Here is a 13,402-nt window from a genome sequence, read left to right as displayed (position 1 = left end):
GATGGATGGAATAGAAAAAGAATAACACATCCTAATTCATAGTGCAATAGTGTGATATAAGCAGCAGCCCCTCCTACCGCAGGGTCAGCAGACACACGGTCTCCACATGGCTGGTATGGGGGAACATGTCCACGGGCTGGACTTTCCGGACCACGAAGCCTTTGTCCCGGAGAATGGCCGCATCCCGGGCCAGGGAGGCCGGGTTGCAGGAAACATACACCACCCGCTGGGGACGGACTTTGGCAATGGCGTCCAGCACCCGCTGTTCACAGCCGGCCCGGGGAGGATCCAGCACCACCACATCGGGGCGGCTGCCCTGGCGGACCAGTTCGGGCATTTCTTTGGCCGCATCTCCGCACAGGAACTCTGCATTAGTCACCTGGTTGTCCCGGGCATTCTGCCTGGCATCCCGGATGGCCGGAGCCACGATTTCGATTCCCAGGGCCCGCTGAGCTTTCTGGGCCAGGAACAAGGTAATGGTGCCGGTGCCGCAGTAGGCGTCGATGACCTTCTCCTTTCCTGTAAGGGACGCGTACTGGAGGGCTGTTTCATAGAGCTTTTCCGCCTGGAGGGTGTTCACCTGGAAGAAGGAATGGGGAGAAATGGCAAAGGTGAATTTTCCCAGCCGGTCATGGATTACGCCCGGCCCCCAGATCACTTTGTTTTTGGGGCCCATGATCACATTGGTATGACGGGTGTTCAGGTTCTGGACCAGAGTGGTGAAGCCGGGGATTTCCTGCCGGAGCATGGCCGTCAGATCCTTCAGATGGGGGACCTGGGGTTCGTTGGTCACCAGCACGGCCATTACTTCCCCGGTACGGACTCCCACCCGGCCCATAATGTGCCGGACAATGCCCCGCCGGGCATCTTCTTCCAGAGCCGGGATCCGGAATTTTTCCATCCAGGCCCGGACCACCTGGACGATTTTGTTGTTGGTCTGCTGCTGGATCAGACAGTCTTTCACATCAATGACCCGGTGGGTGCCCTGGGCGTAGCAGCCAATGGCCAGGGTGTGGTTCCGTCCCTGGGCAGCCGGTACCTGCATTTTATTCCGGTAATGCCAGGGGTCCTCCGCTCCCAGGGTTTCCTGGACGCAGAGTTTGGAAAAATGGCCGATCCGTTCCATGGCGTCCACCACCGTCTGGCGTTTCAGGGCCAGCTGGGCCGGATAGGACAGGTGCTGGAGCTGGCAGCCGCCGCACTGGGCGTAGACAGGACAGGGGGGCTTCACCCGGTCCGGGGAGGGCACCAGCAGCTTCAGCAGCCGGGCCTGGCCGTAGCTTTTCTTCAGCAGGGTCACCTGGGCCTGGATCCGCTCTCCCGGCAGGGCTCCAGGGACGAAGAAGGTAAAGCCGCTGACTTTGCCCACCCCTTCTCCGGAGCTGCCCAGACCGGTAATGGTCAGTTCGATGTTCTCTTTGATTTTGAAGGGTAATTTGTTTTCTTTCATAATACTGTCATTATACCGTTGTCCCCGTTCCGGTGCAATGTTTCCGGCTGAAAAGTCGGTAAAGGGAAGGAAAGAATGGAAAAAGGAAGTTTGGAAATTATTTTGAACCATTTCCAAATGAATTGACAAAATAAACGGTTTTTACTATCATATTATTATAGAAGGACGCTGGGCTTGGATTCAGCGCCCGTTTTTTCAAATTGGGGAAAAAGGGTGCAGCAGGGAGGCGTGATCTTACTGTTGTTTTTATTGAGGGGGAGAAGTTTATGATGTGGAAAGAAGATGCATTGCTGCTTGTCTATGTGGCTTTGGGCGGCGCCCTGGGATCGGTGGCCAGATACCTGGTGGCTGGGGCCCTGAAGGGAGTTTGGAGCAATCATTTTCCCTGGGAAATGGTCTTCGTGAATACTTTCGGGTGCATCCTGGTAGGCTTTTTTGCCGCCTTCCTGTATACGAAACTTCCCCATCCCCGATGGGCCATGCTGCTGTACTGGGGGTTCATCGGCGGTTTTACGGCCTTTTCTTCCTTTATCAAGGAAGGGCTCCATTTCTTCCTCCATGGGGAACATGTAACCGGGTTCCTGTACCTGCTGCTCCAGAACACCCTGGGCCTTCTGGCGGCCAGTGTGGCCTTCTGGGCAGGAAAAACGCTGTTGTAAAGGGATGATGTTCTCGTGAAATCCTTCTTTGTGACCCTGCTGCTGGTGGGACTGGGTGGCTCCACGGCCATCTGGGCCATGTACCGGGCGGGGCTCTCTTTTTTGCGGTCCTGGTGGACCCTGGTGCCTTTTTGGGTACTGCCTTTGTGTTTTGTGTTCAGCAATGTGTATCTGAATGCGGTGCCCCGGCCCCTTTTGCGGTTCCTGGCCTGGGCCGGGGGCCTGTGGATGGGCTTCCTGTACTATTCCGTGCTGGGGATGGCTTTGTTCCTGGTGGCTTTCCTTGTGGGGAAACTGAGGCACTGGCCGTTTCTGGCGTCCCGGGCAGCCCAGGTGCTTTTTGCAGGGACGGTGCTCCTGGTGGCTGTGGGTTGCTGGCAGGCCCTCCACCCGGTGGTCCGGAAGCTGGAATATGCCACGGATAAAAACATCCCTGGCCCCTATCGGATCGTGTTTGTGTCCGATCTCCATTTCGGCGGCCTTTTCGGCACCTCCTATGGGGAAACTCTGGTCCGGAGGATCAATGAGCAAAAGCCGGATCTGGTCCTTCTGGGCGGGGATATGGTGGACGGGGACCTGCCCTTTGTGCTCCAGGAAGGGAGCCTGGGCACGTTCCGGAAGCTGCGGAGTACCGACGGGGTCTATGCGGTGTTTGGCAACCATGACAAACGGCTGGGTTCCGGAGCTGTGGAACGGGAATTCCTGGAAGAGGAAGGCGTCCGGTTTGCCGTGGATGAAAACCGGATGGTGAATCCCTGGCTGAACCTGACGGGGATGGACGATTACCTGTTTGGAAACCGGCGGGCGGACTATCATCCGGAACCCGGGAAGTTCAACGTGTTCATGGAACATGAACCCCGAAGGATCCCGGAAGCGGCGGTTAAAGGATACAATCTGTATTTTGCCGGCCATACCCATGCAGGCCAGATAGCTCCCAACCGGCTGATCACCCGGAAAATGTACTTACTGGATTACGGATCAGAAATGGTGGAGGGGATGCTGGCCACAGTCTCCAGTGGCTACGGCCTCTGGGGCGTCCCGGTGAGGACGGGCCCAAAACCGGAAATCGTCGTTGTTGACATCAAAAAAGCAGATTGAGCGGCAGGCTCAATCTGCTTTTTTCCTTTGGCCGCTGACCGTTGTCCGTTGACAGCTGACGGGCGGTGCTGCTTCAAGCAGCACCGCCCCATACATCTCCGCTTTCTTTTCCAGCTTCATGGGATAGGCCCGGGAAGTGGAGGGGAGCCGGGAAAGAAGCAGTTCCCGTCCGTCCAGGGTAATGGGCAGGGTGGTGCCGGTCCGGGGCAGTTTGGGAGGATCGGTGCACTGGCCAAGGAGGATTTCCGTAGCCTTTTCTCCGGTGGTGATCAGATGGCGGCAGTCCGGGATCTGCCGGACCATGGCAGCCAGGGAGGCTTCTTCCACCACATGGAGGAATTTGTCCGAGGCATTGCCTTTCTGCCGCTGGGCCCGGAGCACCGTGGGCCCCAGGGCGATGCCCGTCCGGGTCAGGAAGGCTTTGATGGCTTCCGGGTCAAAGGCTTTTTTCGTCCCTTTCCGGAAATGGTCCGGGTCTTTGAAATATATCATTCCCATGATCCGCCAGATGTCGTTCTGGAAATTGGGATAGTAGAAATCCATGGCCCGCTTTTCCGCTGCCGGGGGAAAGGTCCCCAGGATCAGCACTTTGGCTCCCTCCGGCAGGAAAGGTGGAAAAGGATGCTCCTCCACCGGGATCCCCGGCAGAATCTTTCCTGTAAGTTCCATTTGCTCCATAGCAACCTTACTCCTTTATATCATTCAGAACCGGCTGAAAGCCGGCTTCCAACGGCCATTGACAATTGACTATTGACAGCCCTCATTCTTCTTTCAGCAGCTTGAAGCTTTCCTTGTGGTATTCCAGGAGGCCTTCCTTCTGCATCTTGCTCAGTTCGTTGCTGAGGGCACTCCGGTCCACACTCAGATAATCCGCCATCTGCTGCCGGTTGAAGGGGACGGTGATGATCTTCCGCTTCTGCTGGGCTGCCAAAAAGGACAGGTAGGACAGCACCCTCCCCCGGATGGATTTGGAGGAGGTGTGGAGGATCCGCCGGGCCAGGGACAGGTTCTTCCGGGCCAGGATGTGGAGCAGGTTGTCGCTGATCTGCTGGTGCTGGGGACAGCTCCGGGAACAGGTGTGGAACACCTTGGACAGGTCCATCATCAGCACGGTGGTGGGCTCCACCGCCAGCACATTGATCAGCAGGGGTTCGTTTTCCGCGCAGGCATAGGCTTCTGCAAACAACTCCCCGGGGCCCATCTGCCCCAGCAGGTTCCGGTTGCCCCACAGGTCGTCGTTTTCGATGATGACCCTTCCTTTCAGTACCATGCTTACCGTGTGGACCACATCCCCGGCGTAATGGATGTAGGTTCCCTTGTCGTAGGAGCGGACTACACCTCCCAGACAGTGTATCCGGACCTGGATCTCTTCCGGGGGAACATTTTTGAACAAAGCCGTTTTGGCCAGAAATTCCGTATCCATAGTTTTCCTCCGTTGTTTTAACAACATTAAATCTGTCTCCAGTATACGGCCAAAAGGAGAAGATTGCAAGGGGGAAACCTCTTGACGAACCGGGTTTTCTGTGCTAAATTGAAAGCAATTTGATAGACAAACCTGCAATGAAAAGAAGAGTACCCTTTGCAGGCCGGCACAGAGAGCTTCCATTTGGGTGAAAGGAAGAGCGGCGGAGAAGGGGAACATGGCCTTGGAGCAGATGATTGAACGGCAGTAGGTCATCCGGGGGTGCCCGTTACAGCACTGGAGCATCCGCCTTGCGTGTGCTCGAGAGGCCTGGGCAACCAGGCGAAGCCGGGTGGTACCACGATGCTTTCGTCCCTGCAGGGGCGGAAGCTTTTTTTATTCATGAAGAAGGAGTGATTTCCATGCCAATCAAAATCGACAGCCATCTTTCCGCCAAGGAAAAGCTGCGTGAAGAAAATATCATCACCATCGACAACGAACGGGCCCTGACTCAGGACATCCGTCCTTTGAAGATTCTGATCCTGAACCTGATGCCTTTGAAGAAGCCCACGGAAGTGCAGCTGCTCCGGCTTTTGGGGAATTCCCCCCTCCAGCTGGAAATCGATTTCTGCCGGCCGGTAAGCCGGGTGGGGACCCATACGGACAATTCCTACCTGGAATCCGCCTACCTGGAATTCAGAGATGTACAGGACCGGTATTACGATGGGCTCATCGTCACCGGGGCTCCTGTGGAAAAACTTGAATTCGAGGATGTGGAATACTGGGGAGAAATCGAGGAATACCTGGAATGGGCCCGGACCCATGTGTATTCCGTGCTCCATTACTGTTGGGGTGCCCAGGCCGGCCTGTACTATTATTATGATGTGCCGAAGATCATGTTCCCCCAGAAGCTCTGCGGCATCTATCCCTATGGGCTCACGGTCCGGAACCATCCGCTGCTCCGGGGCTTTGACGACCGGTATTTCATTCCCCAGTCCCGGTACACCACCGTGGATGACGCCAAGGTGTACAGCAATCCGGACCTCCAGGTGCTCAGCCGCAGCGTGGAAAACGGCATCAACATCTGTGCCACGGAAGACATGCGCCGGATCTTTGTCATGGGCCATTTTGAATATGACCGGATGACCCTCCGGGATGAATACGTCCGGGACCGGGAAAAGGGCCTGAATCCTTCCCTGCCCAAACACTACTATCCCACGGACGATACCACCCAGGAGCCTCTGTTCAAATGGTGCAGCTACGCCCATCTGTTCTACCTGAACTGGCTGAACGTGGTGTACCAGGATACTCCTTACGATCTGCACAAGCTGACCAAGAGGGAGTAGGAGGGTTTGCTGCACGGTCCGCCTGCCGCCCCAGTGGATCTTTGGAAAAGGAGAAAAAACAAGATGGCTCAGATTACCAAGAACTCGCTTGCCGGACAGACCGATGTTCATTTCATGGAAATGGCCCTGGAGGAAGCCCGGCAGGCAGCCCGGGAGGGGGAAATCCCCGTGGGGGCTGTGCTGGTCCGGGAGGGCCAGGTGCTGGCCCGGAACCACAACCGCCGGGAGCAGGACCGGGACGCCACTGCCCACGCGGAAGTGCTGGTGCTCCGGGAAGCCTGCCGGCAGCTGGGCCGCTGGCGGCTCAGCGACACTGCGCTCTATGTGACCCTGGAACCCTGTCCCATGTGCGCCGGGGCCATCTGGAATGCCCGGGTGGGCCGGCTGGTGTACGGGGCCTGGGACAGTGCCGCCGGAGCCTGCGGCTCCCAGTTCAACCTGCCTGCCCATCCTTCCCTGAATTTCCGGACCCAGGTGACCGCCGGGGTGCTGGAAGAGGAGTGCCGGAAAATTTTGCAGGATTTTTTGAAAGCACGGCGGTAAGTATGGTATAATAAAACTCTCATGGATGGGTGTCCGAGTGGTCGAAGGTGCTTGACTCGAAATCAAGTGTACCGCAAGGTACCGAGGGTTCGAATCCCTCTCCATCCGCCAGCCATGGGGCTGCTGCTCGTGCAGCAGCCCTTTTTTACTGTATAAAAACTGCAGAGGCCGCGAAAGAAGGAAGGAAGCATGAAAATCTATCAACCCATGACCGGGAAAGTCCTGGACGCACTGCGCAGCATTGTAGGAGAGAAGTATGTCTGGACGGATCCGGATCACCTGGAACAGTACAAGACCGATGAGGAAACCGACCCCCGGAAGTTCCATCTGCCGGAGGCAGTGGCTGCTCCCGGCTCTACGGAAGAGGTTTCCGCCATCCTGAAACTGGCCAACCGGGAACAGTTCCCGGTGACGCCACGGAGCGGGGGCACCAGCGTATCGGACGGGGCCATTCCTGTGTGCGGCGGCCTGGTGCTTTTAATGGAACGGATGGACAGGATCCTGAAAGTGGATCCGGAAGGCATGTATCTGGTGGCTCAGGCCGGGGCCCGTACCGCAGCCGTCCAGCAGGCCGCCCGGGAAAAGGGCCTGTTCTATGCCGGGGATCCCTGCAGCGCCGACAGTTGCCTGATCGGCGGGAACCTAGCCACCAATGCCGGGGGAGACAAGGCCGTCCGGTACGGCACCACCCGGAACCAGGTCCATGCCATCGAAGTGGTGCTGCCCAACGGGCAGATCGCCCGTCTGGGCACCCGGAGCAAGAAGAACACCACCGGCTACTGCCTGGATCAGCTGGTAATCGGCAGCGAAGGTACCCTGGGCATCATTACGGAAGTGACCCTGAAGCTGCTGCCCCAGGCTCCCTATAAAGCCGATGTGCTGGCCATTTTCACCGACCAGGCCAAGGCTACAGGCATTGTGCCCGTACTGCTCCGGGAAGGGCTGAATCCCACCAGTGTGGAATTCATGGACAATGCCTTCGTCCGGTCCGCCAGCGACTATTCCCAACTGGACCTGGGCCATTATGAGGATGGGTCCTATGTGATCCTGACTCTGGAAAGTTTCGACGAGGACGAACTGGATAAAAAACTGCTGAAACTGGACGAATTGTGCCGGAGCCACGGAGCGGTCGATGTGTCCATGGCCGATGAACGGGTGTGGACCCTCCGGAAGAACTGTCTGGAATCCGCCCGGGTGCTGAGCAAGGTCATGACCAGTGACGACTTTGTGGTGCCCCTGGACAAAATCGCCCAGGCCCTGGACGAACTGTCCGCGGAAGCCAAAAAATATCCCTTCCGGGTGTTCACCCTGGCCCATGCCGGGGACGGGAACCTTCATTTCGCCATGCTGAAGGGAGATCTGTCCGACCGGGAATGGGAAGAAGCCCTGGATGCCTTCCACGAAAAGGCCTATCAATACATCTATGCCCTGGGCGGCAAGCTCAGCGGGGAACACGGCATCGGGGCCAAAAAGGTGAAGCAGCTGGCCCAATTGGCGGACCCGGGAGAACTCTATATGATGGAAACCATCAAGCGGGCCCTGGATCCGCTGGATATTTTGAATCCGGGAAAGGTACTGGAGGTGTTTTAGGGGCTGACGCATAACCCCTGCGCACAATAAGACCCCATCTGCTTTGCCAGCTGGAATTTTGGAGCCGGGCATATACCACTATGTATTATGCCCGACTCCGAAATCCCCGCTTTCGCGCATCTGGACCTTCTTGTGTGCAGGGAAGCAATCGTCGACCGATGACAAAAAAGAGCCGCCGCCCCTTGGGGCGGCAGCTCTTTTTTCTTTATTTTCCCGGCGGGCTGCAGGGGCAGGCACCCCTGCGGCACATGGGGGTATCCGCTTATTGCTGCTTCCTTCCGGACCTGACAAGGTTCACAGGCCTCCATTGCGCAGGACCCACTCCTGCAGTCCGCCGGAAAAATAAAAGCCGCTGGACGCGGCTGATTGGATAAAAAATGGCGGAGAGTGAGGGATTCGAACCCTCGATACGGTTATCCCGTATACACGCTTTCCAGGCGTGCTCCTTCAACCACTCGGACAACTCTCCAGGTTGAATTGCTGACAGACAGCTATTCAGTTTTCAGCTGCCTGAACGACAACTGCGAGATTTAGTATAACGAATTTTACATTCTTTGTCAAGGGATTTTTGAAAAAAGAAAAGAATCCTGTTGAAAGCGTCCATGGAAAAAAGGTATAATAGCAAAGAAGCACTGCAGAAAGGATGGGAAAGATGGCATACGTAGCATTGTACCGGACCTGGCGTCCCCAGGATTTTGACGATCTGGTGGGCCAGGGTCCCATCAAGAAGGCTCTCACCAACGCCCTGGAAACCGGGCGGATTTCCCATGCCTATCTGTTTGCCGGTCCCCGGGGTACCGGGAAGACCAGTACCGCCCGGATCCTGGCCAAGGCACTGAACTGCAGGGAAGGCCCCACAGCCCATCCCTGCAACGACTGTGAAAGCTGCCGGGAAATCACCGAAGGCACCTGCCCGGATGTGGTGGAAATCGACGCGGCTTCCAACCGGGGCATCGACGAAATCCGGAAACTCCGGGAGCAGGTGTATTTTGCGCCCTCTTCCTGCCGGTACAAGGTGTACATCATCGACGAAGTCCACATGATCACCACCGATGCCTTCAATGCCCTGCTGAAAACCCTGGAGGAACCGCCGGAGCATGTGGTGTTCATACTGGCCACCACCGAGCCCCAGAAGATCCTCAATACCATCCTGTCCCGATGCCAGCGGTTCGACTTCCGCCGGGCCACTGTGGACGAGATTGCAGCCCATCTGGCCAAAGTGGCCAACGGCAGCAAAATCCAGGCGGAACCGGAAGCCCTGCGGCTCATGGCCATCCAGGCGGACGGGGGACTTCGGGATGCCCTGAGTCTCCTGGACCAGTGCAGTGTCATGGCCAGTCCTGTTACGGCGGAAACGGTCCGGCAGGTGCTGGGCCTGGTGGGCCGGGAAAAACTCCGGGAACTGGTGACCCGGATCGGCCAGAAGGATCTGTCCGGGGCCCTGGATGCCCTGGGCCAGCTGTTGGAACAGGGCAAGGAAATGGAGCAGATCCTGGCGGAACTGATGGAATATTTCCGGGCCCTGCTGCTGTACCAGGCAGACCGGGAGTATCAGGAAATTTACCTGACGGATACCCCGGAAGCCCTGGGGGAGACGGCGGCCCTTTTTACTTCCAGCCAGATTGTGGCCAGTGTGGAGCGGATCCACGAGGCCATCCGGGAAAGCAAATTCTCCCTGCGGAAAAAGATCGTAGGGGAACTGTGCCTCTTTGACCTGTGTGAAACCCGGGGCCATACGGAGGCGGCTCTCCTGGCCCGGATCGACAGTCTGGAACAGCAGGTGGCCGCCCTCCGGCAGGGAGGCATCACGGCGGCACCGACTGCAGCCCCGGTAATCCGGCCGGCAGCCGTACAGGCCTCCGTATCCCGGCCGGCATCTCCTGGCCCCACGGCTGTCAGGCCGAATTCCGGGGTGAAGGATGCCTTTGCCCGGATGGCGGCAGCCGCCCGGCAGGAAGAAGCCCGGCGGCCCCAGGAGACAGTTTCCGCTGCTCCCGCGGCGGAACCGGCTGCGCCCCCGGCACCACCGGCCCCGGCTGTACAGCCGGCCCGGCCGGAACCTGCTGCCGGGGAAGTGCAGTTTGACGGCAGCGGACGGGCCAAGGCCCAGCAGCTGTGGCAGCTGGTGCTCCAGGGTCTGAAACGGCGCCGGAAGCGGACGTTCCTGGTCTATGCGGAAATGGCCCAGGCAGCGGATTACCAGGACCAGGAACTGCTCCTGGCCGTCAGCTCCGCCTATGGAAAGGAAAAAATGGAAGAACCTTCCTTCCGGAATCTGATCCAGGATATCTTGAAGGAAGCGGTGGGGCAGCCTATCGGGCTCCAGGTGGTCCAGCAGGAAGGAGAGATTTCCCTCCACCGGCCCCAGGAGAAACCGGCGGCTGCACCGGCACCGGTCCAGGCGGCACCGCCGCCTCCTCCCGTGCCGGATCCCATGCCGGAACCTCCGGCGCCTCCGGAGGAGGAAATCCCGCTGCCCCCTGAACCGCCGGAGGAAGAGGAAATACCGGAACCTGTTCCGGCCCCTTCCCCGGCCAGCCAATCAGCAAGTCCCGCCCCTCACCCGGTCAAACCAGGGGAACTCCCTGAGGGTGTGAAGAAAGCCATGCAGGTTTTCGGCGGAGAAGTCTATAAAGAATAAAACAAGGTCCCTGTTGGGACATAAGGAGGAAACCAAATGTTCAAAGGTGGAATGGCAATGAACGGCATGCAGGGCATGCTGAAGAAAGTACAGAAGATGCAGAGCGAAATGACCAAGCTCCAGGAAGAACTGAAGGAACGGGAAGTGGAAGGCACCGCCGGCGGCGAAGCCGTCAAAGCTGTGGTCAACGGGAACAAGAACCTGGTGAGCCTGACCCTGTCCCCGGATGCAGTGGATCCGGAGGATGTGGAAATGCTCCAGGACCTGATCGTCACCGCTGTCAATGATGCCATGAAGAAAGTGGACGAAATGACGGAAAAGGAACTGGGCAAAGTGACTGGCGGACTGAAGCTGCCGGGGATGTTTTAAGGAACGGTCTCAGGCATGCGGATGGTAAAACCCCTGGCACGGCTCCACGAACAGCTGCGGCGCCTGCCGGGAATCGGCTCCAAATCGGCCCTGCGTCTGGCCTACCATGTGCTGGACATGAAGCGGGAAGATGTGGAGGAACTGGCCCGGGCTCTCCTGGACGTAAAGGACAATGTCCATCTCTGCCGTCAGTGCTTTGACCTGTGCGAAGGGGATCTGTGTGAAATCTGTCAGGATGAAAAACGGGACCGGAGCCTGGTGTGCGTGGTGGAACAGCCCCAGGATGTGGCGGCCATGGAAAGGACCCGGGGCTACCAGGGCCTGTACCATGTGCTCCACGGGGTCCTGTCTCCTCTGGACGGGGTGGGCCCGGATCAGCTGAAGATTCGGGAACTGCTGCTCCGGCTCCAGAAGGGGACGGTGAAGGAAGTAATCATTGCCACCAATTCCGATGTGGAAGGGGAAGCCACAGCCAACTATCTGGCCGGGCTGATCCGCCCCACCGGGGTGAAGGTGAGCCGGATCGCCCATGGGCTTCCGGTGGGCGGGGATCTGGAATATGCCGATGAACTGACTTTGTACAAAGCTCTGGAAAACCGGCGGGAAATCTGATCCTTTCCGGCAGGCAGAAGACTGCCTGGAAAAAACGGATTATGCAGAAAAGGCGGTTAAACAATATGGAAATATGGCTGGTGGGCGGGGCAGCCCTGGTTGTCCTGTTCCTGATCATCAATATGTTCTCTCTTTCCCTGAAGCTCCTGTGGAACGGGATCTGCGGGGTGGTGCTGCTGTGGTTGTTCAACATCCTGGGAGGCCTTTTCGGAGTGACCATTCCCATCCACTTCATTTCAGCTCTGGTGGCCGGCTTCTTCGGAATCCCGGGAGTGGTGGTCATGCTGCTGTATCAGCTGATGGGGCACTGAAATGCTCCAGAAATCCAAAAGTGAAAAGATCCGTGTCCTCTGTTATCTCTGCATCGGGGGCACGGCTGCTTTGTTTGAGTGGGCCCTGGTCTATCTGTTCAACAGTCACTGGGGCTGGAACTATCTTGTAGCCACAGCGGCGGCTTACCTTTGTTCCACGGTGTGCCACTACATCGCCACCAACATCTGGGTGTTCACCAGCGGAGTCCGTTACAGCAAAGGAAAGGAATTTTCCCTGGTACTCCTGGTGTCCACCCTGGGGCTGTTGTACAACGTGCTGCTTATGCGGCTGTTTGTAGGCAGCCTGGGTCTGCCGGTGATGGGATCCAAAGTGGGGGCTTCGGCACTGGTGACGGTTTGGAATTATTTTTCAAGGAAAAAATGGATTTACACGGAATAATGGAAGAAAAAGAGTAGGTGGAGATGCACATGCTTCGTCATAAAGTCGATATTGAAGGATTCCAGAAAGTCCTTCTGGTCCACAACCGCAACTCCGGAAAGCAGACCCTTTTCAGCGGAATCCACAGCAATGTGGAAAGCATTGCCCGGCAGCTGATGCGGCTGTACGGTGCGGAAAAGTTCCAGTATGTGACCGTGGGCACCTTTGCGGAAACCCAGGCTGTGGGAAAAAAGATCTGTGCAGAACAGATCCAGTGGGTGATCGTGGCTGGGGGAGACGGCACCCTCCGGGCCCTGGTGGAAGAATGCGTGGACCAGGACTACTGGCCCTATGTAAGCATCTATCCGGCAGGAACCGTGAACCTGGTGGCCAAGGAACTGATGCAGAAAACCGATGTGCACAACTGGATGTACCGGGTTTCCAAAGGAGTCACCACCCCGGTGTGCCTGGGCAAGGCCAACGACCGGATCTTCCTCACCGTGGCCGGGATCGGGGTGGATTCCATGGTGGTCCAGCAGGTGACCCCCAAACAGAAAAAGTACCTGTCCACCCTGGCCTATGTGCGTCAGAGCGGCCGAGTGCTGGGGAATGAAATGCTGCTCCACAACTGGAAATACCGGTTCCAGGTGATGATCAACGGGGACGGGGTGTGGCACCAGGCCAGTTCGGTGATCGTCACCAAAAGCCGGTACTATGCCGGCCGGTTCTCTCTGGTCAACGGAGGCTCCCTGTCCAATCCCACCATGCATGTGTGCCTGTTCACCAAGGGCCGCTGTGTGGACTTCCTCCGGTATACGGCACTGATTGCCGCAGACATGCTGACCCTGGACAAAAGCGTGGAAATCTATCCCGCCACCCAGGTGGATGTCCGGTGCAATGTAAGTAAATTCGCGGCGGAACTGGACGGGGATGCGGTGGTCAATTCCCCTCTTTCCATTGTCCTGCTGCCCAAATCCCTGCAATTCATATCCTGAGAGGCTG

General features: G+C 57.6%; 14 protein-coding genes, 2 tRNA genes, 1 other RNA gene and 1 other annotated feature. Of the genes, 12 read left to right on the top strand and 5 right to left on the bottom strand.

From position 1 onward, the window contains the following. Positions 1 to 73: 73 nt before the first annotated feature. The gene (gene rlmD / locus FX155_RS03710; RefSeq protein WP_154487816.1) at positions 74 to 1,450 is read right to left on the bottom strand and encodes a 23S rRNA (uracil(1939)-C(5))-methyltransferase RlmD; all 1,377 of its coding nucleotides are present in this window, start codon (positions 1,448 to 1,450) and stop codon (positions 74 to 76) included. 266 nt (positions 1,451 to 1,716) lie between these two features. On the opposite strand from rlmD, the gene FX155_RS03705 reads away from it, so the two are divergent. Continuing rightward, a complete protein-coding gene (locus tag FX155_RS03705; protein WP_154487815.1) occupies positions 1,717 to 2,109 on the top strand; it encodes a fluoride efflux transporter FluC in 393 nt (130 codons plus the stop codon). Between the two features lie 15 nt (positions 2,110 to 2,124). After that, complete coding sequence (locus tag FX155_RS03700) at positions 2,125 to 3,207, top strand: metallophosphoesterase (protein ID WP_154487814.1); 1,083 nt, start codon at positions 2,125 to 2,127, stop codon at positions 3,205 to 3,207. A 9-nt stretch (positions 3,208 to 3,216) separates the two neighbouring features. On the opposite strand, the gene FX155_RS03695 is transcribed toward FX155_RS03700, so the two are convergent. Both FX155_RS03695 and FX155_RS03690 read right to left on the bottom strand, forming a co-directional pair. Further along, positions 3,217 to 3,885, bottom strand: a complete 669-nt coding sequence (locus tag FX155_RS03695) for a uracil-DNA glycosylase family protein (RefSeq protein ID WP_154487813.1) — start codon at positions 3,883 to 3,885, stop codon at positions 3,217 to 3,219. Positions 3,886 to 3,967: 82 nt separating this feature from the next. Beyond that, complete coding sequence (locus FX155_RS03690; protein WP_022487449.1) at positions 3,968 to 4,630, bottom strand: Crp/Fnr family transcriptional regulator; 663 nt, start codon at positions 4,628 to 4,630, stop codon at positions 3,968 to 3,970. A 128-nt stretch (positions 4,631 to 4,758) separates the two neighbouring features. Continuing rightward, positions 4,759 to 4,989: a binding site (T-box leader), on the top strand. Between the two features lie 42 nt (positions 4,990 to 5,031). Here FX155_RS03690 and FX155_RS03685 point away from each other — a divergent pair. The 4 genes from FX155_RS03685 to FX155_RS03670 all read left to right on the top strand — a co-directional run bounded on the left by FX155_RS03685 (position 5,032) and on the right by FX155_RS03670 (position 8,088). Then, positions 5,032 to 5,955: a homoserine O-succinyltransferase gene (locus FX155_RS03685; RefSeq protein ID WP_154487812.1), complete on the top strand. Its 924-nt coding sequence runs from the start codon at positions 5,032 to 5,034 to the stop codon at positions 5,953 to 5,955. A gap of 63 nt (positions 5,956 to 6,018) precedes the next feature. Then, a complete protein-coding gene (gene tadA, locus FX155_RS03680) occupies positions 6,019 to 6,498 on the top strand; it encodes a tRNA adenosine(34) deaminase TadA (RefSeq protein ID WP_154487811.1) in 480 nt (159 codons plus the stop codon). A 23-nt stretch (positions 6,499 to 6,521) separates the two neighbouring features. Further along, a tRNA-Ser gene (locus FX155_RS03675) sits at positions 6,522 to 6,609 on the top strand. Between the two features lie 78 nt (positions 6,610 to 6,687). Then, complete coding sequence (locus FX155_RS03670) at positions 6,688 to 8,088, top strand: FAD-binding oxidoreductase (RefSeq protein WP_154487810.1); 1,401 nt, start codon at positions 6,688 to 6,690, stop codon at positions 8,086 to 8,088. Positions 8,089 to 8,312: 224 nt separating this feature from the next. Here the strand turns inward: FX155_RS03670 and ffs are convergent. Both ffs and FX155_RS03660 read right to left on the bottom strand, forming a co-directional pair. Beyond that, positions 8,313 to 8,412, bottom strand: an RNA gene (gene ffs, locus FX155_RS03665) — signal recognition particle sRNA small type. A gap of 54 nt (positions 8,413 to 8,466) precedes the next feature. After that, a tRNA-Ser gene (locus FX155_RS03660) sits at positions 8,467 to 8,557 on the bottom strand. A 183-nt stretch (positions 8,558 to 8,740) separates the two neighbouring features. Between FX155_RS03660 and dnaX the strand changes: the two genes are divergently transcribed. From dnaX to FX155_RS03630, 6 genes are all read left to right on the top strand, one after another. Then, positions 8,741 to 10,729, top strand: coding sequence for a DNA polymerase III subunit gamma/tau (dnaX, locus tag FX155_RS03655; protein ID WP_154487809.1), 1,989 nt, complete (start codon positions 8,741 to 8,743; stop codon positions 10,727 to 10,729). A gap of 36 nt (positions 10,730 to 10,765) precedes the next feature. Continuing rightward, positions 10,766 to 11,098, top strand: a complete 333-nt coding sequence (locus tag FX155_RS03650; RefSeq protein ID WP_022487406.1) for a YbaB/EbfC family nucleoid-associated protein — start codon at positions 10,766 to 10,768, stop codon at positions 11,096 to 11,098. Positions 11,099 to 11,113: 15 nt separating this feature from the next. Then, positions 11,114 to 11,710: a recombination mediator RecR gene (gene recR, locus FX155_RS03645; protein WP_022487405.1), complete on the top strand. Its 597-nt coding sequence runs from the start codon at positions 11,114 to 11,116 to the stop codon at positions 11,708 to 11,710. 65 nt (positions 11,711 to 11,775) lie between these two features. Beyond that, on the top strand, positions 11,776 to 12,021 hold the full coding sequence (locus tag FX155_RS03640; protein WP_022487404.1) for a pro-sigmaK processing inhibitor BofA family protein: 246 nt from the start codon (positions 11,776 to 11,778) through the stop codon (positions 12,019 to 12,021). Position 12,022: 1 nt separating this feature from the next. Then, positions 12,023 to 12,421: a GtrA family protein gene (locus FX155_RS03635; protein WP_022487403.1), complete on the top strand. Its 399-nt coding sequence runs from the start codon at positions 12,023 to 12,025 to the stop codon at positions 12,419 to 12,421. A 29-nt stretch (positions 12,422 to 12,450) separates the two neighbouring features. Then, the gene (locus FX155_RS03630) at positions 12,451 to 13,395 is read left to right on the top strand and encodes a diacylglycerol/lipid kinase family protein (RefSeq protein ID WP_154487808.1); all 945 of its coding nucleotides are present in this window, start codon (positions 12,451 to 12,453) and stop codon (positions 13,393 to 13,395) included. Positions 13,396 to 13,402 lie beyond the last annotated feature (7 nt).

The sequence above is a fragment of the Acidaminococcus fermentans genome (assembly GCF_009696675.1).
GTDB lineage: Bacteria > Bacillota > Negativicutes > Acidaminococcales > Acidaminococcaceae > Acidaminococcus.
Note: the sequence above shows the minus strand (reverse complement) of the source record. Positions and strands in the feature narration are given on the sequence as shown.